Origin of the sequence: Coleofasciculus sp. F4-SAH-05 (genome assembly GCF_040222985.1) — a bacterium.
Classification (GTDB): domain Bacteria; phylum Cyanobacteriota; class Cyanobacteriia; order Cyanobacteriales; family Coleofasciculaceae; genus Coleofasciculus; species Coleofasciculus chthonoplastes.
This window is the reverse complement of the sequence record NZ_JAVKBY010000237.1, coordinates 1-24,574: the sequence shown is the minus strand read 5'-3', so window position 1 is coordinate 24,574 and position 24,574 is coordinate 1. Positions and strand designations below refer to the sequence as shown.

Below are 24,574 nucleotides of genomic sequence, written 5' to 3'. Positions count from 1 at the left end.
GCAACCGAAAAGATATTCGTGAAACCCGCCCCTACAGAGGCACTACATACTGTAAAAAGTCAGATTTATCCGCTCATTCTACTCATTATTACCATGGTCAGTACTCCTATCCCAGATTTTTTACCGCTTCTTCAAAACAATGAATTTCTGCCACCAATAAGTCGTTGGACAAGGTGGGGCGGACTATTCATGGTTGGTGCGGTGGGTGTCGCGATCGCGCTTTGTTCGGTAACGAAATATAGAGTAACCGTAAAAGCTCAAGCTCAGGTACGTCCGGCTGGAGAGTTGCGGTTAGTTCAGACGGCTACACAGGGTTCGGTTATTAGTATCTCCGCTAGGGAAAATCAAGAGATAAAAAAGGGAGATATTATAGCTACTCTTGATGATTCTAACCTACAAACTGAAAAACAGAAAGTGCAAATTAATATTCAGCAAGCACAACGCCAAATGGTTCAAGTTAGCGCCCAAATTAGCGCCCTAAATCGTCAGATTCAGGCAGAAACGAATCGAATTAACCGCGCTGTTGCTTCAGCTAATGCCCAACTGAGTCACCGTCAACGGGATTATCGAGATTTAGACATTACCAGTCATGCCCAATTCCAAGAAGCTGAGGCAAATGTGAGCAGCGCACAGAACGAATTACAAAAAGCGCAAATTCAATTAACATCAACTCAAGCCAACTTAAAATCTAGTCAAGCGGCGTTAAATGCTGCCCGTTCTAAACTCAACCGTTATCAACCGATCGCCCAATTGGGTGCCCTTTCTCAGAATCAATTGGAAGAAGCCCAACTGTCGGTTGAGCAGCACAAACAAACCGTTGAGGCACAAAAAGCCACTGTTGAGGCACAACACCAAACCATTGAGCAGTTAAAACAAGCAGTTAAAGCGGCTCAAGCCAAACAGCAAAGCGCCAAAGCCAGTCTCAATCCCAGTGATGCAGACGTTGCGATCGCAGCTTTGGCTATCGCTCAAGAACAAGCGACGGGTGAAGCGAGTCTCGCCATATTAGCGAAAGAAAAAGAAGCCTTGATTCAACAGCGCATTGAAATCCAGAAACAGCTAGAACGAAATAACCAGGAACTCCAACAAATTGACCTTGATTTAGAGCAAACCACGATTAGAGCCACGGCTGATGGGATTATTTCCCAGTTTAATCTACGCAACCCAGGTCAAACGGTGCAACCTGGACAAAACATTGCCCAAATTGTTCCCAGTGATGTGCCTTTAGAAATAAAAGCTGCTGTATCTCCGGCTGATATTGGTAAATTAGACGTCGGTCAAACTGTGCAAATGCGCGTCTCGGCTTGTCCCTATCCCGATTACGGTACACTCAACGGTGTAGTCAGGCAAATATCTGAGGATACGATTCAATCGAACCCAAATCAGACATCTGCGATCGCGACAGTAGCTGCTAGCCAGAAGACGGCAACAATTGCAGCATTCTACCAGGTAACCATTGAGCCAGAACGCCTGTTTCTCAGTCAAGGCAACAATAAATGCGTCCTTCAATTCGGGATGGAAGGCAAAGCTGATATTCTTGCACAAGAAGAGACAGTGCTTACCTTTTTGCTCAGGAAAGCAAGGCTAGCCGCCAATTTTTGAGAACCATAAAAAGCAGGATGTGACTAAAATTTAGCCCTATTCAGTTTGTTTTAACTGAAGAATATTACAGTAATTTATCACATGATATCGCTCATCTGGTTCACTCAAATTCATAATTTTAAAAACCCACCCCTAATAAGTCAATCAAAGAGTTCACAAGCTAATGCTGAAACAGAGATATGACTTATAATACCCACTGTCGTCGCCCCAACGTTCCGTTTCCTGAAGAATTAACGAATGCCCGAATTGAAGCAGAAGATATCGAAAGCTTTGTCCCAAATGTGATTTTTGGGATTCCTCAAACGGTCTATCCTGCCGGATCAGCATTAATACCCGAATTGAACTTGGGAGCATTGCCCAGTTCTTTCGATCCCCTAAAAATGGCGGCTAACATTGAACAGGCAATGCCTCAGTTTTCCTTTGTTGGCTATTCTTACGCGATCGCACTGAACGGTCAGCTAGCCGCCTCAAAAGGTCTAGGTTTCGCCAATGATAAAGTCTCCCAAGGCGTTGGTGTGTTCAAGATGAAGCCGACGAGTCGAGTGCATTTAGCTAGCCTGACCAAACCCGTCACGGCAATTGGGGTGTTACGTTTGATTGAAATGAACAAGGACATCACCCTACAATCTGGCTTTTATAACTTCATCGAACGTAAATATCCCAATGCCGACAGCTTATACAGAAATATTACGCTTGAGCAACTGCTAAGTCACTCTGGCGGAGTTGATACTGCCCAAGAGTTTTACTGTAGCGAAATCGAAGCGGCGTTGAACACTAAACCCGATGCGCCAGGAGCCTACAACTATGCCAACATGAATTACTGCCTCCTGCGCGAAGTGATTGAGAGTGTTGCCAAGGAAGACTATCTATCCTTCATGCAGAAAAATGTGTTTGATCCCGCAGGGATTCAGAATGCGTCCTGTGAATGGAACGACTCAAGTGCCTATTCGTGGCGATGGCAATCTGGCGGTGGGACACCGATGCCAGATAATGATTATTCTTCCGTTTGCGGAGCCTACGGTATGTATCTATCTGCCATTGAATATGTGCGCCTCATGGTATTTTTGCGGTTTGGTAAAATTATTGATCGTGACACAACTTTGGTAGATATGCTCAATGAAGGTACCCGAAAATATCGCCTAGGAGTTGCTCCGATTAAGTCAAATTTAAACGGTCGTAGCTATTGGGGACACTCAGGGCGCTGGACTCAAAACGGTTATGGAACCCGGACAGGTATGTTCCTAACCAATGATGGCGTCGATGCCGTTATTCTTTGTAATACAGCGATTCAGAAATCCCCATCCTTGGTCACTATCTTACGTGATGCCTACGAAGCCGCTTTTGATTGATACAGCGCTTTGATCTGTAAGTGAGGTACAAAGATCCCCGACTTCTTTAAGAAGTCGGGGGCACGTATTGCTCCCATTTAAACTCCAGTTAAAATAGGGTTATCACAATCTCACCCATCAAGCGAGTTCTCAAAAATAGCAAATATCTGGAGGACTGACTGGGCAAATTGGTTGCGCGTTAGCGGAGCTATCCGAAGGAATCGCATTGCCTGTAAGGTACAGCACTTCCAGACTGGTAAGTCCCGCTAGAGAACTGATATCCGTGATTTGATTGTTTGTTAGGTCAAGTCTCTCCAGGCTTGTGAGTTTTGCCAGAGGGCTAACATCTTTGATTTGGTTGTCGTAGAGGTAAAGCCAGTTCAGATTTTGTAGTCGGGAAAGAGAACTAATATCTTCGATTTCGTTGCCGTTGAGATTAAGCTCAGTCAGGTTTATGAGTTCTGCTAGAGAACTGATATCTGTGATTTGATTGTCGGTGAGGATAAGATGCTTCAGATTGGTGAGTCTGGCTAGAGGACTGATATCTGTAATTCGATTGTCTGTTAGACCAAGTCTTTCTAGACTTGTGAGTTTTGCCAGAGGGCTAATATCTGTGATTGGGTTGCTGTCAAGGTTAAGCCATTTCAGGTTTTGTAGTCTCGAAAGAGAACTAATATCTGTTATTTGATTGTTTGTTAGGTCAAGGCTCTCCAGGCTGGTGAGACTTGCCAGAGGCAGAGAGCTAATATGTTTGATTTGGTTGTTATCGAGGCGAAGCCATTTCAGGTTTTGCAGTCTGGAAAGAGGACTAATATCTGTTATTTGATTGTATGTGAGAATAAGACTCTTCAAATTAGTGAGTTTTGCTAGAGGACTAATATCGGTGATGTGGTTATCTTCTAAGAGGAGGGCGTCCAGATTTTTTAGTCCTGCCAGTGGGCTGACATCTGTGATTTGGTTGAGAGTGAGAAAAAGCGTCTCCAGGTTAGTAAGTTTTGCCAGAGGACTAATATCTGTAATTTGATTGAGGGTGAGGTCAAGCTCAGTCAAGTTTGTGAGTTCGGAAAGAGGGCTAATATCTGTGAATTGGTTGTCTTCTAGGTTAAGCTTGTGCAGGTTGTGTAATCCTGCCAGAGGGCTAATATTTGTGATTTGGTTGCTGTCAAGGTAAAGCCAATGCAGATTTTGTAGTTTTGCTAAAGGACTGACATTTGTAATTTGGTTGTGGCTAAGGTAAAGCCCAGTCAGGTTTTGTAGTTCTGCTAGAGAGCTAACATCAGTGATTTGGTTACGGCTGAGGGAAAGCGATTCCAGGTTTTGTAGTTTTGCTAGAGAGCTAACATCAGTAATTATGTTGTTATCCAGGGAAAGCCGAGTGAGATTGATGAGTTTTGCTAGAGGGGTAACATCAGTGATTTGGTTGCCGCTGAGAACAAGCTCCTTCAAGTTGGTTAGTCCTGATAAAGGACTCAGATCACTGACTTCTTCGTCATTGAGGATAAGCATAGTGCGATTTGACAGATTTTCGGCAGCGAGTTCACAATCATTGGTGTCTACTTCTGCTAACAGCACCTGTACGGTTAGTCCCGCCTCAACTGACAAACTGGCTTGCTGTTGACATAACTCTTTAAAAGAACTCCCCTGACTCGGTTCAGCCGCTTGAGTGACTTCCCATTCCCAACTACTGAATGCCCATAAATTTATCAGCAGAGCCATTGTGCTAGTCAATTTCATCGTTAGTAAACTTCTCATAAGTACTGTCTATATTGTTATCGAATTGCCAAGCAACTATCTGAGTTGTACAACTGAATTAGACGTGCTATTGTACCTATTACTGTTTAACACAACAAGAAAGATACTGAATGTCTCCCTGACCGATGAAAGATAGATAATTGACCAGCTATCTGCACTTTCCCGTGATCGAGGACTGAACCATGCGTCTAAATCTAGTCAGTTTCAGCTTTGCCACGCTGCTGCTTACGCTAACTTCTGCCTTCTTACTACCTACCTTGAGTCTTCCGCCTTCAGTCGCGCAGACTCTTTCCGAGCAAGACCAAGATAAGAAAAATCAAGCTGATCGGCTGTTTAGAGAAGGGTTCCATCGCCAGGTCAGGGGTAACTTTGAAAGAGCATTAGGCAGCTTCAAGGACGCCTTATTAATTTATCAAGAAATAGGCGACAATGCGGGTATCGGAGAAACCCTCTACCATATTGGGCAAGTTTACGAAGAGATAGAAGACTATGATCAGGCGTTGAATTACTATCAGCGATTTTTGCTAATTAGTAGCGAAGTCGGAATTGACTCTAGGGATAGACAAGCCCTCATTGTGATATCAAATCTGTATTATACCCAAGCTCGTCAGCTCATCGAGAAAAATCAATATCGAGAAGCCCTAGATCAATTCCAACAAACTTTGACTATTGAGAGAAAACTTCGTCGAAAGGAATCGGAAGGATACATTCTCTATCGAATGGGCTTTGCTTACAGAAGCTTAGGAGAGTATCAATTAGCGTTGGAATCCTATCATCAATTGCTGTCAATTCGTAAGGAATTTGCTTTGTGGGGTTTGCCGAACGTCAATTTCGAGGTCGGGGAAATTTATGAGTTACTCGGACAATATGACCTAGCTTTGGAGTCTTATCAGAAAGCCCTAGAACTTGCCAAAAGTATAAGCTATAGACTACCTAACGGTAGGGTTGTGAACTATCCGAATGCAGTGAAAGCACTCAATGCTATTGGGGATATTCACTTCCAGCTCAAACAGTACGAATTAGCCTTAGATTTTTACCAGCAAGCTTTAGCCGACCTCAAAACAGTTAGCGACAGGGATAAAGAAGAAAAAAAATTGATGGAAGGATTGACACTCAATAATATTGGGGTGGTTTATCTCAAACAGGGAAAATACGAATTAGCCTTGGAGTTGTTGCAGCAAGCTTTAGCCATTAGCAAGTCATTTGATAACCAGCCATTAAAAGAGTTGTTTCTCCGCAATATAGGCAGAGTTTACTTTGAACTAGAGCAATACGGATTAGCCTGGAATTTCTACCAGCAAGCTTTACTAATTGCCCAGGAAACGGGTGACAAAGGAGATCAAGGACATACGCTCAATAATATTGGTTACTTGCTAGAGGCACAGAATCAGCCAGAATTAGCGATTATTTTCTTCAAGCAGTCGGTCAACGTGAGAGAAGCGATTCGGGATAATATCAAGGGACTTTCCCAAGACCAACAGGAATCCTACACTGAAACCATTGCTGAAGATTATCGCAATTTAGCAGATTTATTATTACAACAAAACCGTATCCTCGAAGCCCAACGAGTCCTCGATTTACTCAAAGTCCAAGAACTCGACGATTATTTTAGAAACGTGCGCGGTACAGGAAATACAGCCAAAGGCGTACCCAATTTACCCCCAGAACAACAAGTTACAGAAAACTACCAAGCCATTCTTGATCAAGCCATTACTCTGGGGAAAGAACTGACCCAATTGCGACAGAAAAGCAATCGCACTCCCGAAGAGGAACAGCGTATCGCTCAACTCGTGAACGCCCAAGAAACAATTCTCGCCGATTTCAACACTTTTATCGAAAGTGACGAAGTAGAAGCCCTGATTGCTCAACTCACTCCCAAGACACGCAAACCGGATTTAGTAGACGATTTAGAAGACTTGATCGGCTTACAAGATAACCTCAAGAATTTGCACCAAAATGCCGTCCTTTTCTATCCCCTAATTCTAGATGACCGCATTGAACTTATCCTGACTACCCCTGACTCTCCCCCTATTCGCCGTACCGTTGCCGTTACTAAAGAACAACTTAATCAGGAAATTTTAACGTTACATCAAGCCTTACGAAACCCTACCTATAATGCTAAAGCTCCAGCCCAAAAACTCTACAACTGGTTGATTAAACCCTTAGAAAATGACCTTACCGCAGCAGATGCCGAAACCCTGATCTACGCCCCCGATGGACAACTTCGCTACATTCCGCTTGCGGCTTTGCACGATGGTGAACAATGGTTAGTCGAACGCTACCGCATCAATAATATTACGGCGGCTTCTCTGACTGAACTCAACACAAAACCCCAATCCCAACTCAAGATTTTGGCGGGGGCATTTACCCAAGGACACTACAGCTTTACCATGGGTCAAGAACAGTTTGAATTTGGCGGTTTGCCCTATGCTGGAGTGGAAGTGGAAACGTTAGCCGAAACGGTTCCTAATACCACTCAACTCTTTGATAACGCCTTCAATCTTGAAGACACGAAACCGAAAATGGGTGATCATACTGTCTTACATTTTGCCACTCACGGGGCAATTGTAGTCGGCACCCCGGAAGAATCGTTTATTCTCTTTGGTGATGGGACTCCTGTTACCATTGCTGATGTCCGCAACTGGAACCTAAATAACGTGGATTTAGTGGTTCTTTCTGCCTGCGAAACTGGACTTGGTGGCAATCTGGGTACAGGTGCAGAAATTCTCGGTCTAGGCTATCAGATGCAGAGGGCTGGTGCTAGGGCTTCTCTTGCTTCATTATGGACGGTGGATGATGGCGGCACTCAAGCCTTGATGAATGCCTTTTATGCGGCATGGCAAGGTGAGGCTATCACGAAAGCTGAAGCCCTGCGACAAGCCCAAATTGCTCTGATTACGGGTGATTATACGGCTTTGGGAGAACAACGAGGTGCTAGGGTAGCCGTGCGGGTGCGGAATGGGCTAAAACCTGAAGTGGTGAATCGTCTTAGTCATCCTTATTATTGGGCACCGTTTATTTTAATTGGCAATGGGTTGTGATTTAGCCTGAAGTTTCCCCCAGCCAAAAACTCTCCCACAGCCTCACCTTTCCACGATATATAGCAGTAGACACATCGATTAGGACTTTCGGCACCATTGTAGAGACGTTACATGCAACGTCTCTACACACATAAATGATGTGTCCTAACAGCTATGGCGGTTGCTATATATCGTTGCTTTTGGGAATGGTGTTTCCAAAACGGGATGCTCCCGTTTTTTGCTACTCGGTATTGGCTAACGATTAGGATAGCGAGTTTGCTCCAACAGTTGTTCGGCAGAGGCTGCCCACTGAGCGTTACCTTGAGCCTGATAAAGGTCTCTAGCATATTGTAGAACTTGCTGGGCATCACGTAATCGATTCTGGCGCAGAAAGACTAACCCTGCCCCATAATAGGCATTGGCATAATTAGAGTTACTTTCGGCGGATTGGCGGAAGGCTTCTAGTGCTCCGTCTAAATTCCCCTGTTCAAATAAAATTGACCCTAGATTATAATAAGCTTCTGGATATTGGGGACTAATTTTGATGGCTTGCTCAAATGCGGCTTTCGCCTGCTCAAGCTGCCCCTGTCGCAGATAAACCAGTCCCAAATGATACGCAGGTTCTGGCGCATTGCCGCTCAACTGCATCGCTTTCTGGAATGCCGCGATCGCAACCTCATATTCTCCCAATTCAGACAGGACTAACCCATAATTATAATGGGCAACTCCCAACTCCGGATCAAGTTCGATCGCCTGTCTCAACGCCTCCCGTGCTTGGGGCAAATTCTTCCCTTCCAACAACGCCGCGCCTAAATTCGCGTAAGCTAGAGCAAACTTGGGATCGATCTGAGCCGCCTGGTAAAACGCATCTGCAGCGGCTTGTAACTGTCCCGCTTGACGCAAGGCTAATCCTAAATTGTAGTGCGCTGGGGCAAGCTGGGGGTTGAGTTGTGCCGCTTGACGAAATGCTGCGATCGCGTCGGCGACATTCCCTTGCTGAATTAACCTCAATCCCTGATTTAGCTGTTCTAGTGCAGCGGGTTGGGTTGGCTTCAGAGGAGGGATAGATTGAGCCAGATAGTCAGTTGGTTCTGTCTGGAATAGCAGTGCAGGGGTGCAGGGGTGTAGGGGTACAGGGGTGCATGTAGAGACCTGCCATGGCGCGTTTGGGTTCATGGGAACGTTTCCCACCCTATCCGACGCATGAGAATGATTAGCAGCAATTGCACCGACGCTAATACTCAGCAACAGTAAGCTTAATTGATAGTACAAGGCAGAAGGTTTTTTACGGGTACGTGGGTGTTTCATCATTTAGCTGAACCTGATCTCAAACGTTTTCCCCGGCTTCCCTACCCAGCAAGCTGTCATTGTTAAAAAAATATTAAGCTGATGTGGCGATAAAATTATACCATTTTTCCACAAAATTAGCTGTCAAGCGAGAGGATATACATAAAACTTAGAAGTCATTAATGAGGAGCAACCGTACTTAACTTAACAGTAATTTTCCTGACCCAACCTGGCGAGATGATCAAATTGAGGACAGAACGCGCTAATTTGATAAACAGAGAGTTGCTCATCTGCTCCATATCCATAATGCGATAAATGCCACAGATGGGCAGATTAAGAGGTGAGCCAATCGCTTAACTTAGAGAGGAGACAAGACCTCACTCCCTTAACCGATCACTTGATTAACATTAGTCTGGGGGAAAATATGAACCAAAACGCCGTAACCGCCACCCGTAATGTGGCAATTGTTGGTCCCTATTTGAGTGGTAAAACCAGCCTGTTAGAAAGTTTGTTGTTCGTTACCGGGGCGACATCTCGGAAAGGGAACATCAAAGATGGAAATACCGTAGGCGATGCCATAGCCGAGGCTCGCGATCGCACGATGACGGTGGAGATTAATGTCGCCAGTACCGAATACCAGGGGATTCGCTTCAACTGGATTGACTGTCCGGGTTCGATTGAGTTTGCCAAAGAAACCTATAATGCGCTCATGGGCGTCGATGCGGCTGTTGTCGTCTGCGAACCCACGAGCGATCGCGTGCTGATGCTCGCCCCCTTATTCAAGTTTCTGGATGACTGGAAAATCCCTCACCTCGTCTTTGTCAACAAAATCGATCAACTTTCCTGTGACGGGGGAGCCTGCGGTCAATCCTATCGCCAGATTTTAGACGCCTTGAAAGGGGTATCCTCCCGCCCCATTGTTCCTCATCAGTACCCGATTGGCAAAGCAGAACAGCTAATCGGGTTTATTGATTTAGTCACTGAACAAGCGTTTCATTATCATACAGGCGCTCCGGCTGACCCTGTACCCCTGCCCGACTCCCTCAAAGACGCCGAACATGCCGCACGGGAAGAAATGCTGGAAGCCTTGGCAGATTTTGATGACCACTTACTCGAAGAACTCTTAGAGGAAATTGAACCGCCCCAAGAGGAAATTGTCAAGGACCTAAAAATGGAATTGGGGGCGGATTTAATTGTGCCTGTATTTATCGGTGTCGCCGAACAAGATTATGGGGTGCGCCACCTGATTGATGCCCTATTACGGGAAGCCCCCGCCCCAGAAGCCACGGCGGAACGTCGGGGATTGACGGGTAAAGGTAGCGCAACCGTAGCCCAGGTGCTGAAAACCTATTACACTCCCCAAGGGGGCAAACTTTCATTGGCACGAGTTTGGACAGGTCAACTCACTGATGGTTCAGTTCTCAATGGAATTCGGGCTGGTGGATTATACCATATCTTTGGTCAGCAACAGCAGTCTACCCCAGAAGCAAAGGCAGGTGATATTGTTGCGATCGGACGATTAGAGGGGATTCACACCGGTGACACTCTGAGTACAGAGGAGAAGGGAGCAAAAGAATTACCCAAAGCCCCAGCAATGAAACCCGTCTATGGCTTAGCGATTACCGCCGAACAGCGCAAAGATGAAGTTAAGCTCAGTGGGGCGCTGACGAAGCTTTTAGAAGAAGATCCATCATTGTCCTGGGAGCAACATGAGGATACCCATGAAATTATCCTCTGGGGACAAGGTGAAATACACCTAAAAGTGGCGTTAGACCGATTGCGGCGCAAATATAATTTGCCGATGGATACTCACCTTCCCCGGATTCCTTACAAAGAAACGATTCGTAAATCTACGTCCTCTCACGGGCGCTATAAGCACCAAAGTGGCGGTCATGGGCAATTTGGGGATGTGTACCTGGATATTAAGCCCATGGAGCGCGGTGAAGGCTTTAGCTTCTCGGAAACGATTGTCGGTGGTGTTGTCCCGAAACAGTATATTCCGGGCGTTGAGACGGGGGTGCGGGAGTATTTGCCCCAAGGTCCTTTAGGCTTCCCTGTCGTCGATGTAGAAGTCACCTTAACCAATGGGTCTTATCATTCCGTCGATAGTTCGGAACAGGCGTTTAAACAAGCCGCACGAGTGGCTATGACGGAAGGAATGCTCAAGTGTAATCCGGTTTTATTGGAACCGATTATGACAATTCAGGTGTCAGCGCCAACGGAATTTACCTCGAAAGTGCTGCAACTGATATCCGGACGTCGGGGACAAATTCTCAACTATGAACCCGTTTCGGGTTGGAACGGATGGGATCGAGTGTCTGGGTATTTGCCTCAGGCGGAAATGCATGACTTTATCATAGAGTTGCGATCGCTCACCTTAGGGATTGGCTTCTTTAACTGGGAGTATGACCATCTCCAGGAAGTTCCGGGTAAGTTGGCTGATCATGTCCTGGCGACTACGGGGAATGGGAATGGCAACGGATAAACCCTGAGTTTAAGCTAGGTTTGTAGTTGCGCTCTCTTCGCCATCAGCACTTGAGCGCTGACTACAAACAATTTTAATTTTTGTAACAAAAATAGGTCTTCTGCGTAGAATTCAATTGCCGGAAACGCTCCAAGCTGCTGTACAGCGTCCCTATGTCTGATACACAAAAATGGTATATTGTCAAGCACAAAAATGGACAATGCGAAATTGTTCCCAGCACTCAACTCGAAGGTGAGGAAGAATCAGAACGCTGGGGACCTTTTGCCTATCCACAAGACGCGATCGCACGTCGAGTTGGACTGATTCGGGCAGGAAAATGCCAACCTGCCTAAAACACTGATTTCACGGATTAGACAGAGAGATTGGGGTGGGGGTGGGGGCTTTCTGTCGCACTGATGGCACTGAGAAGTTAGTCGTCAATGGGTAAATGGGTAGAGGATGATCAGATTGACATGACTTTCGTTTTCGCCAGATGTGTGATGGTACGTCTAGAACATGCATCGTCTACATCCCTACTACCTATGGAGTTTGAACTGATGCCCGATCATTGGGTTCCTCGGCAATTGCCTGGTTGAGAACGTCTAGGGCTTTTACATATTGGGGATCGTCTGGCGTACCAATTTTAGTCCGATCCTTCTGTAATTCCTTGCGCTGTTCCTCAGTTAGTTCTATGACAATATCTGGCGGAATTCCTTCCTTATTAATATCACGACCACTGGGCGTCAGATACTTAGCAATAGTCACCGCTAAACCAGAACCATCTCCGAGTCCGCGTACCGATTGTACCAAGCCTTTGCCAAAGGTCTGAGTTCCGACTAAAGTGGCTCGTTCGTTATCTTGTAAGGCACCCGACAGAATTTCACTCGCACTAGCTGAACCGCCATCGACTAGGACAACTAACGGTTTATCGGTCAAGGCTCGATTTCTAGCAATCTCTTCATTGGAACTACCCTGACGATTCACGGTGGATACAATCTTCCCTTTATCGAGCCACATACGGGCAATCTCAATACTGGAGTAGAGTAATCCACCAGGGTTAGAGCGCAAATCTAGGATGTAGCCATTAACATCCTTTGTCTCTAACTCCTTAATCGCCTCTCGCATTTCCTGTGCCGCGATCGCGCTAAACTGATTCAAGCGAATATAACCAATCTCACCCGTGGGTGTACTCCGATAACTGTAGCGTACTGGATGAATTTCAATCCGCGCCCGTGTGATTGTATAGTCGATTTCCTCCTCGTCGCGTTGAATGGTAAGGATCACATCAGTACCCGGTTTCCCGCGAATCAGTTGTACGGCGTCATTAACATCCATGCCTTCGGTACTCTGACCGTCAATCTTGACGATTAGATCCTTTGCTAGGATACCAGCCTTAAACGCTGGTGTATCCTCAATTGGCGAAATCACCACCAACTTTTTCGTGTCCTCATCTTGGGCGATTTGAATCCCCACACCCGTTAATTCCCCAGAGGTATCAATTTGCATGTTTTTGAACTCTTCGGGGTCCATGAATCGGGTATAGGGATCGTCCAGTGTCTTGAGCATTTCCCGAATGGCTTCGTAAGCTTCTTCCTTGTCAGAATACTCACGGTTTAAATACTCATTCCGAATGCCTCGCCAATCCACCTGGTTGAAGGTAGCATCTACATACTGGCGATCGATAATTTGCCAGACTTCATCGACTAGCCCTTTGGGGCTTTCCTGGAAGAAAGCCTGACTTTGAGATAAATGCAGACCAGCCCCTGTAACTGCAACCGTTGTTAAGACTACTGCGGTCGCCCCGACTACGAGGCTACGTTTTGTAATTACCATAATCCTTTCACAAGCTGGAGGAAAACGACTGCAAAGGAATTACGCTCACTCTAACACAGGCTATGCCAGCACGCTCCTGTTGCACATCTTTGTTATCCATCCTAACTTGCTTGCCGTCCGGATGTAATGGCTGTTGAGTTTTAAATCGGGATAGGTAAAGGGTAATGGGGCGGTATTTGCCCTAATCCAATCCCTACAGTGTATATCTATCAGGGTTTCCAGGCATTCAATCGGTCACTGCTCCCTTCCCGCCACCAAACAAATTCAGTAGACCGAAAACTTTGCGGTTGAGATCGCCGGGGAGCAGAGGAACCGGGGAGCAGAGGAGCAAGGAAAAATTTCACCTGATTTTTCGTATTCTGGGATACATTTTTTAGGTTAAATTTTTTCAGACTCGAATGGCGATTCATCGGTTCGGACTTCGGCGTGAGCGCGGCTCGACTGAACTTCGACAGGCCGCCAAGCCAATTCCTATCATACCGGGGGCAATAAATTGTAAGTAGGGAACCGTTTCACCGTTGTAGGTAACATCACCGACTAACGGGCTAAGCCCATAGCCAAAAGCGACGAGATAAATGATTGGTTCAGAAAGCGGAGGTAAGCTATTTACTAACCAGGTTTTCTGATAAACCCTAGCATGACGATGCCAGACTGAGTAGACTCCCCAAGGGGTAATCGAAATGCCTTTCATTTTGATTTGCGATTTCAAAGATTTTGTTTTGAATGAATCCTTTGTGGCAGATCCCTTAGTTAACAGATGACTGTAGGGGCGGGTTTAACTCCAATCGTTTTTTGCTACCCAGATGCCAATAAACCCGCCCAGACGAAATGGGATAATTCTTTGACAAATGACGAATGACAAATGAAAAATTATTCAAGTGATGTACCTGTCAGATGCAAAAATACATCGTCTAAATTGGTATGGCGACGGGTTAAGCTAAAAGGATTGGTAGCATCCAGACATTCCCAAAGAGGGTGGGGGTTGTCTGCTGGTAAGCCAATCAGGTAACCATTGCCAAAAGAGCGATACCAGGTTTGATACTGATGGGCGAGTTGTTGGAGGATTTCTGCGGAAATGCCCTCAATTTCTACCACCTCTGTGCCAACAGTACGCTCAATCAATTCCTCAGGAGTGCCTTGGTCAATCATTTTACCCTGTTGGAGTAAAATTAGGCGATCGCACAATCGTTGCGCTTCATCCATATAGTGGGTTGTCAATAGCACCCCACATCCCTTTTGCTTAAGCTGACTGACTAACTTCCAAAAATCTTGTCGTGCATGGGGATCAAGTCCAGTTGTCGGTTCATCCAGAAATACCACTTGCGGCTGATTAATCAACGCCCGTGCCAACACCAGACGCCGCTTCATGCCACCAGACAGTTCATCATTTGCAACCCCACTTGTGCCAATAACTCCCCTGCCCGTTTTCGAGCCACTTTGCCGACAATCCGGTAGTGATGGGCAAAGAAAATCAAATTATCGAAGACACTAAAATCGGGGTCAAGATTATCGTCTTGAGTAACAATTCCCATCGAGGAACGCGCCAAACGTCCTTGAGATTGGATTTGATACTGTCCAAGTTGAACAAAACCCCGACTGGGAATTACTGCACCATAAAGCATTCCTACTGTAGTAGTTTTTCCGGCACCATTAGGACCAAGCAGACCCAAAATTTCTCCAGAATTTATGGTAAAGTTAACACCTTGAACAACATGGTTTGAACCATAAGATTTCCACAAGTCATAAGCCGTGAGTACCACGGACTGGGTTTGAGTTTGAGCCGTTGTCAGAGTCATAAATAATGGTAATTACACCGCCGATTGTTTACTTTATTGTCAAGAGAATAGAGTCACCTTCATTTAGTTTTTATCGATACCGGATAAATGCTGCAACTGCTTGTAATTTTCCACGTCAGCATTTATCAACAAAAATAGTATGTTGCATAGTTAGCCTAGCTGTACGGCTCTGGCTATTATCTGATTTTTCATAGACAAATATCAACAAGCTATATCCGAGACCAAAAATCTTCTGGCGGGCAGATTTAAATGGGCAGGATGACTGAGGTTGGCGGATACTCGTTACTTTCATATCCACCTGTAACCCTGGAAAGTCTATACCAGAAGCTGAACTACCTACTTCATAGCTAACTGCCATTTTTTGTTAGTAAAGATTGGGTTGAGTAAAGGGCGACCCGAGTTTATTAAATGGACAACATTGTTACGTTGTACCAGCGGGTCGCCCCTACATCCATCCTCATTTTTATAAATCTACCAGCATTGAGTTTGATTCACAAACACTGATAATTTTTAGAGGTGCTGTCGGATGAACCCGAAACCCCAGAAATCCATCAATTACTGTATCAGTAGGAACAATCCACAGCCGACTAAAGCCGATAAGCTGATTATCGGCATCTTGCCAAAGAAAAAGATCCCGTTCTTTATCGATACAGGGGTCATCAAAGGATTGCTTAAGTTCCGTGACAGATGTACCTTCCTCAAGCTGATCAACAGCTTCACAGGTATTGATCAAATTCGCGATCGCGTCTAAGTCGGTTTCCCCACGGTAGGGACGCCGGATAATACTACTCATCCTGCCATATCCTTAACATAAGCGATTTGAGTGTGTGTTGTCTGGAAACCCACAGACTCGTATAACCGCCGCGCCCCTGAAGGGTTTTCAGCATCCACATACAGCATGGCGGTTTCCATACCTTCTACCTTTAACTGCTGCATCACGGCTTGTAACATACTGCGTGCTACACCCTGCCTGCGGTAACCGCGTCGCGTACCCACCGGATTAATCCAGCCCTGATTCCCATCTTTGGGGATGTAACAGTCGCAAAATCCCGCCCAAGTACCATCAGGCGCGATCGCAACCACAGACAAGTCTGGTCGAAATTCGGGATTTTTCAGCTTATGGTTAAAGGCTGCAACGGTATCTGGGTGATAATTCCAGTGATCGATAAACGTATCGTTGAACAGTTCCACCCACGTTTGAGCATCCGGTTCACCTTGAATCGGGCGCAAGGTAAAACCATCAGGTAACTGGGGTTCTGGAATCGGTTCAGACAGTGAACGCACCATGGTAAGAAAATAGCGCTCAATCCGGAAACCACAGTTTTCCAGGAAAGTAATGCGTTTTGCTTGTTCAGCGCCAGCACCAGCCAGCAGTTTTACCGCCAGACAACGTTCTTGACGCACTTCCTGCATTCGTGATTCTGCCCAAGGGATAATGTCACTGTAGAGAATATCAAGGGGTTCTGTGGGATGAACACGAAACCAGAGAAAACCATCAACTGTTTCCCCAACTGTGGGAATCATTAACCCCGCCAAGACAATTAATTGACCCTCTGCATCTTCCCACAAGCAAATATCCCGTTGCTGATCCACTGAGGGTGCATCAAATTGCATTAATATATCGGACACTGAGGGGTACTCGTTAGGCAAATCAACCGCTTCACAGGTTTTTAGGAAGAGTGCGATCGCGTCGAAGTCGGCTTCAACCCTATGGGGGCGCATGGTGAGAGTTATCATAAAATTAAGCAGATGGGTTAGTTGCTGCAATTTAAGCAACTCGATAAGTGCTTTACTACATATATACTACAACTCGGCGCACAAATAGCACCTCATCCTGTCGATTCAGCCAACCGGGTGAACTCGTCGCCCAATCTGAAGCGGTTTCTGTCCCCCAATCAATTGACTACTGAAATTTGCACGTTAAGGATTGATTAACTTTGAGGATGTACAATAGTAATGTTCTGCTTACGATTCTGGATGTAGAATAGGCTGTACTAATTGACCGATCCTAGAAATTGATAAATGCTATAGTAAAACTATGAATATTGAAGCCAAATAACCCAAAAATATGGGTAGCATTTTAGCGGCAAGCAGCAAAATTGCTGAAGCGCTTACGTTGTTTTCAGAAGGAATTGATGATTAAGCTGTTCGGCATTCAAACCTTAATGTAAACAATGACGAAATCCTTGTAGTGCGTTAAGCGAAGCCATGCCGCAGGCTTTGCATCTTGCTCGCTACTAATACGCAATTTAAATGCATGACAGCTTACTGGGAATTCATTTCTTTGGAATCCAAAAAATCCATTAAAATTTTAGCCAAGGAAATGATTTTTTTGCCGACAATGTAAAAAAAAGCGAAGAGTTTAAACAAAACATAGAAGAGAACGATTGTTCTGCAAATATTGGTACGATTCAGCGTTGTGCTAGCTTTATTCTTTGGAGAATATCGTCGTTTGAGCAGAAAAGCGAAAATGAGCTGCTTTCCAGGAAAGCACAAGAAGTCACAGCCAGTGTTCATTCAGAACCGTTAACTGTAAAAAAGCCCAGCTTCTCTTACAAACAACTTTATAAAGATGCTAAAAATGCAGTAGATACAGACGACAAAGCAGAACTCATTGCTACTCTACGTTCCTGGCGTCAAGAGGACATGGATGAACTTGACAAGCTATCGGATAACTAGCCACCTAATCCATGAGCACATTAATTTTTCTTGATCCGGGTGTCATTGGTAAACTCATACATCCTCTAGTTGATCAAAGCAAAACTGGATTGACTCCAAACGCTGAAAGCAAAGTTAAGGAATCGATTAGAGAAGCCATTGAATGCAATGAGTGGTTAGAAAAGCTGATAAATGAAGGATATCCTATAGCTATATCCGAAATTGTTGACTATGAAGCAAGGCGCGATCATCTCAGACGCATCCGTGATAGAAAAGCTAGCCAAGCCGAGAAACAAATAGCGGGTAAAGCTATTCAACGGTTAGATGCGCTAATTACAAAAAAAGGAGTTGCATACTTTCCCGTTACCTGTGAAGAGGGAAACGTAATGTAAGAAGCGGCTGAATTATGGGCTTTTGCCCGCAATAATTCCTATGTAGCCTACGATGCAGACTTAATCATAGCTGCTCAAGCCGTCGTTATTAAGAGCATCGGAATAGACGTAATTATTGCCACAACGGATACCGAAGACTTTAACCGATTGATCAAACAGCATCGCATTGAAGCTAGACGCTGGAGAGACATTAAACCTTGGCTAAACAGTTGACAACTTAAAGTTCTACCTAAAGATAGAGGTAGATTTGAACCATTAGCCTTGTATTTGTAGGGACACCATCCTTGCGCCCAAAAAGCTGACATGAAACTGTAAAACTTCTTTACAAACTGCCGGAGATTACAAAAATTGACTTAAGTTAAAGCCTTATCTGCCAAAAATTTCCTAGAGTAGGGATAGAGAAACTGAATATAGGAAAAAGTAACTCATGTTTTGTGAACAGTGTGAACAAACCGCCAGTGGTAATGGCTGTCATCAATGGGGCGCATGTGGTAAAAGTCCTCAACTCAACGCCGTTCAAGATTTATTAGTCTACTGCTTGCGCGGACTTGCGCCAGTGGTGATTAAAGCTCGTCAATTAGGCATTTCTACTCACGATGAAGATGTATTCACCTGCGAATCGTTATTCGCCACAATGACGAATGTCAATTTTGACCGGAAACGCTTTACCAAGTATGTCCGTGACTGTATCGAGAAGCGAGATAATTTAAAAGCTAAAGTCAAAGAAGTTAGCCCAGAACCCGTCAAATGGACAAGAGTGTCTGGGTATCATCCTGACTTTAATGAGAGTTTAGTCGAACAGGGTCAAGATTTGGCATTAGGCTTCATTAGTGAATCGGCGCGGGATGTTGATATCTTCTCCCTGAAACTCACGGTTCTCTATGGGATTAAGGGTGCTGCTTCCTACACCTTTCATGCCCAAGAATTGGGACAAGAAGATGAGCAGGTGTATCACTTCATTCAAGAAGCCTTAGATGCCCTGAATCATCAAGATTTCACCTTGGATGATTGGGTTAATTTAGCCTTAAAGGTGGGAGAAATAAACCTGCGGGCAATGGAATTATTGGATGCGGGACATACCAATACTTATGGACATCCCACGCCAACCCCTGTTCCCCTGAATCCCCGAAAAGGCAAAGCTCTCCTGGTTTCGGGACATGATATCAGACAACTGGAAGCCATCCTGAAACAGACGGCTGATAAAGGGATTACCGTTTACACCCACGGTGAACTTTTACCCGCTCACGGTTATCCTTTACTCAAACAGAACTATCCCCATCTGTACGGGCATTATGGTACAGCTTGGCAGAATCAAACCAAAGAATTTGCTAAGTTTCCGGGGGCGATTATTGTCACTACCAATTGTTTGATGCCGCCCCATGAAACCTATGATGAGAAACTATTTACCATTGGTCCTGTTGGGTTTGCCGGCATTAACTATATTCCGGCGGAGGAGGGTAACATCCCCAACTTTAGCCCCGCGATTCAACAATCCTTAGATATGCCTGGGTTTGTGGAAGAGCAACCCCCGCGTCAGGTAATGACAGGATTTGCTCGGAATGCGGTGTTAAATGTTGCCGATCAAGTGATTGATGGGGTTAAACAAGGCAAGATTCGTCACTTCTTCCTAGTTGGCGGCTGTGATGGCGCGAAACCAGAGCGCAATTATTACACTGAATTTGTGGAAAAAGTACCGGAAGATTGTATCGTTCTAACTTTAGCTTGCGGTAAGTTCCGTTTCTTTGATCAACAATTGGGAGAAATTGGTTCTTTGCCTCGGTTGATGGATGTGGGACAATGTAATGATGCGTATTCGGCGATTCAAATTGCTTTGGGATTAGCGAAGGCGTTTGATATGGATGTGAATCAATTGCCTTTGTCAATGATTCTGTCTTGGTATGAACAGAAGGCGGTTGCTGTGTTGTTGACGCTGCTGTATCTGGGAATTAAGGATATTCGTTTGGGTCCCACGTTACCGGCGTTTATTTCTCCGAATGTTTTCAAATTGCTGTCGGAGAAGTATCAGTTGAAGGCGATTACAACACCAGATGAGGATTTGGCGGCTTGTTTGGGTTGAGTTAGTTAGGTGAGGGGGTGTGGCTTTTGTCGCGCCCCTTTTGTCTAGGTGTTGGGTTGGCTGGTTTTAGTTCGAGCTATGGGGATGGGCAGTCACATTCAAGTGTATATTATAGCTCTATTACACCTGATATTAATTTCCAGCACGGAGCTTCACCCTCCCACTCAGAATAAGGTGTATAAGGCATGCTGAGGCTCACTGTTAACAAACAGTTGTTTTTAGGTTGATATCCTGCGTTCAGTTTGTCAACAAAAACAGGATCTGTGATCTTTACATCTTTCAAACATTGACCATTAGTAGTTTGAAAAGTACCTCGCCACTTATTATACCCACTGTTTTTAGCAGAAAAGCTGACACTGTGAACTAACTGAATAGTACGACGTTGTTTAAATGGTAGAGACTGTAAGTAAGAAGGATTAACATATTTCCACGAATTATGAAGTATTTGTGTGTTTCCACAATACCTGAGTAAATTAGTTTGTTGTACTCTATCTAAACATTTCCAGTCACCATCTAAAACTGATAGGTTTTCACATTCAAAACCAAAATTATTGCCAGTATCAGAAAGTGGAATTTCTAGAACATCCAGTAGTTCTGGTTCTCTACCTTCAATAAGTCGAATACATTCTGGAATCCGACCATCTTCAGGATATCGATCATCGCAAACAGGACGAACCCATTTACCCGTATCGCGATCAATTCCAGCAATGCAACGTTCATCTAGTTTCCACGAATTGGCAAGGCAAATAATTTTCTTCATAGATGGCATATACTAATGTTGCCCCACTTTCCGTTGAGATACTCAGCAACTAACCGACGGTGACATAGATGAGGCTTGGCTTCACTACAGAGCAAACAAGCACCATCCATCAGATCCGGAGAGACTTTTTTTTCAATTTGACGATCAGCTATAAGCTGCAAAAACTTTTGTTCGTATGTTTCCCAATCTCTTTTCTTCTTCTTATACTCATCCAAAATATCTTTTGTTGGCGCTAAATCTAAAAGATGAACATAGTCTATATTTGAAATCGTCTTTAAAAAATACTCCAAATCTCTCTTTTTTGTAAATCCGGCTAGCTGAGAAATATTATTTAGACGAGTATCTATAACTGTCTTGATACCTGATTCTTTAAGGGTATCAAAGAATTTTTGAGCACTCTTTTGAGTAAACCCGATTGTGAAAAGATTGATTTGATCGCTCATGGTCATCATTCCTTTTCTCTACGTATGCAATTTCATCACCTTGAAGTTTATAGGCTTTTTCCAAACATTCCTCTCTTGATGGCAATTTACTCAATTCGTTGTCAAATAGAGAAAGTTGAATTGGTTGCCCATTAACTATAAAACCATGCTTCTTGAGCATTCTATCTTCTAGGTCAAAATGAGACTCTAGAATACCATTCTTCAAAATGTGATTAATCTGCAAATTAGAATGCCGTAAATGTTGACAAACTAAGATTGCTCTGTGACAAGTTAAAGGATCTTTTTCTGCACACATTAAGGCAATTCGGTGTTTCTCTAATTCCTTTAAAACTTTTTGAATTCCCTTTTGGAATGTCTCAGTTGCAGCAATCTTCTCATAAACAGCTTTTCCATTAACATAGCACTGTGGGTTGTTGGATCTTGCACCCAGTTCTTGTCCCAAGAACAGATAGTCAATTTTTTCCGTTGATAAAGCTTCTTCAAACTCTTTGCGTTTGAAGTGTGACAAAAAGCGGCTGTATGGATGTGAACGCACATCAACCAGAGCAGTGACACCATGTTGCTGTAGTAAAGAGATAAAACCTTCTATTGTGTGGTTAGAGTGACCAATAGTGAACAACTCCATCAATACTTGCTCCTCAGAAGGTTAGTCTATCAATTTCATCTTACCTACATCTCTTAGAGTATGACAAGCAAACTGGAAAGAAAATCCCGATTTTTGCAGATACCATCAAACCTCTTGTCTCGACAGGTGCTAAATTTTCGGCAAGTGTTACAAATGTTACATCGGGAGCCTGTCAGGTTTGTATATAACGTTCAAGCTAACCCGTGCGAGTTGGGTTACTCTACCCTTCGGGTTCTCCTACGGAGTACGAGAAGGCTTCGCCTACGTACCTCAACCCAACCTACTTGCTCATTAGTCGTTGCTTTACCTTATTCCATGTATTCGTCTGTGCAGTCTCGTGCGAGGAAACGCGATCGCGAACAATGTTAAGATCCCACTTAGGAACAAGCATCCGATAACTTTTGATAAATCTTATTGTATACTGAATTGATTATTTTTTCTTTGTTTAAAGACATTAATAGGTTTTCATTAAAATCTATAATAGAGATATTAGAACCTTATAATTGCAGGAGTTTAGATATAAGTTTATTGTCCCTAGATTCATCTAAAATCGTAGCTTCTTCATTAAGTTCTTCTGGCAGGGATGGCTTAGATGAACTTCCAGAGAAAAGTTCTTTTAAAGAAATATAAACTAATTTACACTCTATACTATATATTTTTTCAACCATCCATTTTCGGAAAACAGCTTTCTTAAAGTGCCATGTATAACTTTCATCAATGTTGTCAACTTTCTTGTCAAATCCTCTTGTTGACTCAACAAGGATATACTTATCTTCGTTTGTGCAAGCAAAAACATCAAACTCATGAGTATCTCTACCCAGTTCAGTTATACAGCATTTCTCAGTCTAGTGAGGTACAGTAACAAGACGAGGTTAGCCTCTGTGAGCGCAAAAGTCTTATTCTCAATGTACCTTACCAGCATGGAAAACGCTGTATAAGTATTAGGAAATATCAATTTGCAAGGTTTGATACTTCCCAGACAAACACAAATTAGTGCATTAAAAGCATTTTCATAATCAGCGTCATCTTCTTTTGTTATTAGGATTGTCAAAATCTCTAATGCTTCACTTGATATGTCTTCAAGTATATATCCAATATTATTGCCATTCAAAATTATTTGTTGAGTTTCTTTGGACAATAAAATATTGCTTATATCTGGCGTTGAATATTGTAAAAATATGATTGTAAAAATTTCATAAAATACATCAATTTTATTGATTTCAATTTTGTATGCAGAGTCAATCTTAACTAAATCAATTACACCTGTATTGATTAAATTGTCAATTAACCTGTCAAACTCAGTATTTCTATGAACCGTAAAAGGAAAGCGTTCTTTTGCATTCATAATTTAACTTCTTCACCAAATTGAGTATTCTCAAATTCTTTTGTACTGTACGCTAACTCTAATAATTTTCCCCGTTCTAGCTCTACTAATTGAGAAGTATATTTACTTATCTCATTTTTTTCATTCTGACTTAACTCACCCAAATAAGGTGTATCTTTCAATGTAAATGTATAGTAAGTGTTACCATTGACGCTGGTTTTTTTGCCAACTTCTACATAGCCCAAATTATCCAGTAAATTTATTGCTTCTTCTATATCATCTGAATAAGGTCCGTAGTAATAACTTTTATAAGTTGCTGTACTAAAATGTTTATTTCCTTTTCTGGATTGTATTATATCTAGCAAATAAACTATTTTTACAAGTTTAGTTTTTGAATAGGCATAACCTCCCATTAACCGTAAAACAAGAGAAATAATTTCAGCTATTCTTTTTGTATTTGACTGATTTTTCATTTTTACTATTTCCTTGTAAAAAGGTTATGTAAATATTTGTTAAACCACGTCCGCTTAGGGGTATAGCAAACTTGTATTTAATTTTATCGTACTTCTTAGTGATTTGCGTTCATTATACTTGCTCATTAGTCGTTGCTTTACCTCATTCCACGTATTTTTTGTGTGGCATCCTGCGAGGAAACGCGATCGCGTACAATTTCGAGATGCCATTCACCGAACAGGTATCTGCTCAGGTACAGCAATTATTAGATCCCAAAGTTGTTGAACGTAATCAATTTGCTGCTCCTTGCTTAACTGCTCGAATTCAGGTGGAAGAGCTAAAGGCTCAGAGATAGATATGGGTGACACGAACTAAGGGCTAGTCACCACCATAATAGCTTGGTATACCGTCTACGGTGCGATTGGGCAACTCCAGCATCTGAGACGCGATCGCACTTGGTTGTGTCCGGTATATTAACTTAACTTAAATGGCACACTCAGATGAGGCTGGTGGGCAATGCCCACCCTACGGTAAATCAAGGGTTTCGGTGATACCTAAATGCTTAAGCCGTTCGGCATTTAAACCTTAATGTTAATTATGGCGAAATCTTTGCCGTAGTAGTAGTGCGAGCATCTTGCTCGCTACATTGAGCATCTTGCTCGCTACATTGAGCATCTTGCTCGCTACATTGAGCATCTTGCTCGCTACATTGAGCATCTTGCTCGCTACATTGAGCATCTTGCTCGCTACATTGAGCATC

19 protein-coding genes and 3 pseudogenes are annotated in these 24,574 nt (G+C 43.7%); 8 read left to right on the top strand and 14 right to left on the bottom strand.

Translation table 11 applies throughout. The features are described from left to right. Positions 1-93: 93 nt before the first annotated feature. Both RIG27_RS28695 and RIG27_RS28690 read left to right on the top strand, forming a co-directional pair. Complete coding sequence (locus tag RIG27_RS28695; RefSeq protein WP_446350537.1) at positions 94-1,602, top strand: HlyD family efflux transporter periplasmic adaptor subunit; 1,509 nt, start codon at positions 94-96, stop codon at positions 1,600-1,602. 179 nt (positions 1,603-1,781) lie between these two features. Continuing rightward, positions 1,782-2,951, top strand: coding sequence for a serine hydrolase domain-containing protein (locus RIG27_RS28690; protein WP_446350536.1), 1,170 nt, complete (start codon positions 1,782-1,784; stop codon positions 2,949-2,951). Between the two features lie 129 nt (positions 2,952-3,080). Here RIG27_RS28690 and RIG27_RS28685 read toward each other — a convergent pair whose 3' ends face one another. Next, positions 3,081-4,646, bottom strand: a complete 1,566-nt coding sequence (locus tag RIG27_RS28685; RefSeq protein ID WP_446350535.1) for a leucine-rich repeat domain-containing protein — start codon at positions 4,644-4,646, stop codon at positions 3,081-3,083. Between the two features lie 218 nt (positions 4,647-4,864). Between RIG27_RS28685 and RIG27_RS28680 the strand changes: the two genes are divergently transcribed. Continuing rightward, complete coding sequence (locus RIG27_RS28680) at positions 4,865-7,723, top strand: CHAT domain-containing protein (RefSeq protein ID WP_446350534.1); 2,859 nt, start codon at positions 4,865-4,867, stop codon at positions 7,721-7,723. A 234-nt stretch (positions 7,724-7,957) separates the two neighbouring features. On the opposite strand, the gene RIG27_RS28675 is transcribed toward RIG27_RS28680, so the two are convergent. Then, on the bottom strand, positions 7,958-9,013 hold the full coding sequence (locus RIG27_RS28675) for a tetratricopeptide repeat protein (RefSeq protein ID WP_446350533.1): 1,056 nt from the start codon (positions 9,011-9,013) through the stop codon (positions 7,958-7,960). Positions 9,014-9,413: 400 nt separating this feature from the next. Here RIG27_RS28675 and RIG27_RS28670 point away from each other — a divergent pair, with 400 nt between their 5' ends. Next, positions 9,414-11,474, top strand: a complete 2,061-nt coding sequence (locus RIG27_RS28670) for an elongation factor G (RefSeq protein WP_446350532.1) — start codon at positions 9,414-9,416, stop codon at positions 11,472-11,474. A 152-nt stretch (positions 11,475-11,626) separates the two neighbouring features. Continuing rightward, entirely contained in the window at positions 11,627-11,806 is a 180-nt protein-coding gene (locus tag RIG27_RS28665; protein ID WP_446350531.1) for a hypothetical protein, read from the top strand. A 187-nt stretch (positions 11,807-11,993) separates the two neighbouring features. Here RIG27_RS28665 and ctpC read toward each other — a convergent pair whose 3' ends face one another. From ctpC to RIG27_RS28635, 6 genes and pseudogenes are all read right to left on the bottom strand, one after another. Further along, the gene (gene ctpC / locus RIG27_RS28660; RefSeq protein ID WP_446350530.1) at positions 11,994-13,286 is read right to left on the bottom strand and encodes a carboxyl-terminal processing protease CtpC; all 1,293 of its coding nucleotides are present in this window, start codon (positions 13,284-13,286) and stop codon (positions 11,994-11,996) included. Between the two features lie 460 nt (positions 13,287-13,746). Beyond that, positions 13,747-13,977, bottom strand: a pseudogene (locus tag RIG27_RS28655) (ABC transporter permease); the annotation flags it as partial. Positions 13,978-14,156: 179 nt separating this feature from the next. Next, positions 14,157-15,082 (bottom strand): annotated as a pseudogene (locus RIG27_RS28650) (ABC transporter ATP-binding protein). 127 nt (positions 15,083-15,209) lie between these two features. Continuing rightward, a pseudogene (locus RIG27_RS28645) lies at positions 15,210-15,419 on the bottom strand (restriction endonuclease); the annotation flags it as partial. 126 nt (positions 15,420-15,545) lie between these two features. Next, complete coding sequence (locus tag RIG27_RS28640; RefSeq protein ID WP_446350529.1) at positions 15,546-15,875, bottom strand: hypothetical protein; 330 nt, start codon at positions 15,873-15,875, stop codon at positions 15,546-15,548. After that, complete coding sequence (locus RIG27_RS28635; protein ID WP_446350528.1) at positions 15,872-16,819, bottom strand: GNAT family N-acetyltransferase; 948 nt, start codon at positions 16,817-16,819, stop codon at positions 15,872-15,874. Before RIG27_RS28635 ends, RIG27_RS28640 begins: the two co-directional genes overlap by 4 nt. A gap of 953 nt (positions 16,820-17,772) precedes the next feature. On the opposite strand from RIG27_RS28635, the gene RIG27_RS28630 reads away from it, so the two are divergent. Together RIG27_RS28630 and hcp are read left to right on the top strand one after the other, a co-directional pair. Beyond that, positions 17,773-18,132 (top strand): hypothetical protein, encoded by a 360-nt coding sequence (locus RIG27_RS28630; RefSeq protein WP_446350527.1) that lies wholly within the window; start codon positions 17,773-17,775, stop codon positions 18,130-18,132. A gap of 427 nt (positions 18,133-18,559) precedes the next feature. After that, positions 18,560-20,209 carry a hydroxylamine reductase gene (gene hcp / locus RIG27_RS28625; RefSeq protein ID WP_446350526.1) on the top strand — a complete coding sequence of 550 codons (1,650 nt, stop codon included), beginning with the start codon at positions 18,560-18,562 and terminating at the stop codon, positions 20,207-20,209. A 109-nt stretch (positions 20,210-20,318) separates the two neighbouring features. On the opposite strand, the gene RIG27_RS28620 is transcribed toward hcp, so the two are convergent. From RIG27_RS28620 to RIG27_RS28595, 6 genes are all read right to left on the bottom strand, one after another. Next, the gene (locus tag RIG27_RS28620) at positions 20,319-20,978 is read right to left on the bottom strand and encodes a dual OB domain-containing protein (protein WP_446350525.1); all 660 of its coding nucleotides are present in this window, start codon (positions 20,976-20,978) and stop codon (positions 20,319-20,321) included. Next, positions 20,966-21,412 (bottom strand): DUF488 domain-containing protein, encoded by a 447-nt coding sequence (locus RIG27_RS28615; RefSeq protein WP_446350524.1) that lies wholly within the window; start codon positions 21,410-21,412, stop codon positions 20,966-20,968. Before RIG27_RS28615 ends, RIG27_RS28620 begins: the two co-directional genes overlap by 13 nt. After that, positions 21,348-22,037, bottom strand: coding sequence for a DUF488 domain-containing protein (locus RIG27_RS28610; protein WP_446350523.1), 690 nt, complete (start codon positions 22,035-22,037; stop codon positions 21,348-21,350). Before RIG27_RS28610 ends, RIG27_RS28615 begins: the two co-directional genes overlap by 65 nt. 497 nt (positions 22,038-22,534) lie before the next feature. After that, a complete protein-coding gene (locus RIG27_RS28605; RefSeq protein ID WP_446350522.1) occupies positions 22,535-22,705 on the bottom strand; it encodes a hypothetical protein in 171 nt (56 codons plus the stop codon). Positions 22,706-22,863: 158 nt separating this feature from the next. After that, positions 22,864-23,382, bottom strand: coding sequence for a hypothetical protein (locus RIG27_RS28600; protein WP_446350521.1), 519 nt, complete (start codon positions 23,380-23,382; stop codon positions 22,864-22,866). Then, complete coding sequence (locus tag RIG27_RS28595) at positions 23,379-23,834, bottom strand: type II toxin-antitoxin system antitoxin SocA domain-containing protein (protein ID WP_446350520.1); 456 nt, start codon at positions 23,832-23,834, stop codon at positions 23,379-23,381. Before RIG27_RS28595 ends, RIG27_RS28600 begins: the two co-directional genes overlap by 4 nt. A 98-nt stretch (positions 23,835-23,932) precedes the next feature. Here RIG27_RS28595 and RIG27_RS28590 point away from each other — a divergent pair, with 98 nt between their 5' ends. Further along, positions 23,933-24,169: a hypothetical protein gene (locus tag RIG27_RS28590; RefSeq protein ID WP_446350519.1), complete on the top strand. Its 237-nt coding sequence runs from the start codon at positions 23,933-23,935 to the stop codon at positions 24,167-24,169. Positions 24,170-24,574: the final 405 nt, after the last annotated feature.

Bases quoted from the DNA above. Each gene is read 5' to 3' on its own strand.
- RIG27_RS28695 (WP_446350537.1), top strand. From the start codon at position 94: ATGGTCAGTACTCCTATCCCAGATTTTTTACCGCTTCTTCAAAACAAT.
- RIG27_RS28690 (WP_446350536.1), top strand. From the start codon at position 1,782: ATGACTTATAATACCCACTGTCGTCGCCCCAACGTTCCGTTTCCTGAA.
- RIG27_RS28685 (WP_446350535.1), bottom strand. From the start codon at position 4,646: ATGGCTCTGCTGATAAATTTATGGGCATTCAGTAGTTGGGAATGGGAA.
- RIG27_RS28680 (WP_446350534.1), top strand. From the start codon at position 4,865: ATGCGTCTAAATCTAGTCAGTTTCAGCTTTGCCACGCTGCTGCTTACG.
- RIG27_RS28675 (WP_446350533.1), bottom strand. From the start codon at position 9,013: ATGATGAAACACCCACGTACCCGTAAAAAACCTTCTGCCTTGTACTAT.
- RIG27_RS28670 (WP_446350532.1), top strand. From the start codon at position 9,414: ATGAACCAAAACGCCGTAACCGCCACCCGTAATGTGGCAATTGTTGGT.
- RIG27_RS28665 (WP_446350531.1), top strand. From the start codon at position 11,627: ATGTCTGATACACAAAAATGGTATATTGTCAAGCACAAAAATGGACAA.
- ctpC (WP_446350530.1), bottom strand. From the start codon at position 13,286: ATGGTAATTACAAAACGTAGCCTCGTAGTCGGGGCGACCGCAGTAGTC.
- RIG27_RS28640 (WP_446350529.1), bottom strand. From the start codon at position 15,875: ATGAGTAGTATTATCCGGCGTCCCTACCGTGGGGAAACCGACTTAGAC.
- RIG27_RS28635 (WP_446350528.1), bottom strand. From the start codon at position 16,819: ATGATAACTCTCACCATGCGCCCCCATAGGGTTGAAGCCGACTTCGAC.
- RIG27_RS28630 (WP_446350527.1), top strand. From the start codon at position 17,773: ATGAGCACATTAATTTTTCTTGATCCGGGTGTCATTGGTAAACTCATA.
- hcp (WP_446350526.1), top strand. From the start codon at position 18,560: ATGTTTTGTGAACAGTGTGAACAAACCGCCAGTGGTAATGGCTGTCAT.
- RIG27_RS28620 (WP_446350525.1), bottom strand. From the start codon at position 20,978: ATGCCATCTATGAAGAAAATTATTTGCCTTGCCAATTCGTGGAAACTA.
- RIG27_RS28615 (WP_446350524.1), bottom strand. From the start codon at position 21,412: ATGAGCGATCAAATCAATCTTTTCACAATCGGGTTTACTCAAAAGAGT.
- RIG27_RS28610 (WP_446350523.1), bottom strand. From the start codon at position 22,037: ATGGAGTTGTTCACTATTGGTCACTCTAACCACACAATAGAAGGTTTT.
- RIG27_RS28605 (WP_446350522.1), bottom strand. From the start codon at position 22,705: ATGGTTGAAAAAATATATAGTATAGAGTGTAAATTAGTTTATATTTCT.
- RIG27_RS28600 (WP_446350521.1), bottom strand. From the start codon at position 23,382: ATGAATGCAAAAGAACGCTTTCCTTTTACGGTTCATAGAAATACTGAG.
- RIG27_RS28595 (WP_446350520.1), bottom strand. From the start codon at position 23,834: ATGAAAAATCAGTCAAATACAAAAAGAATAGCTGAAATTATTTCTCTT.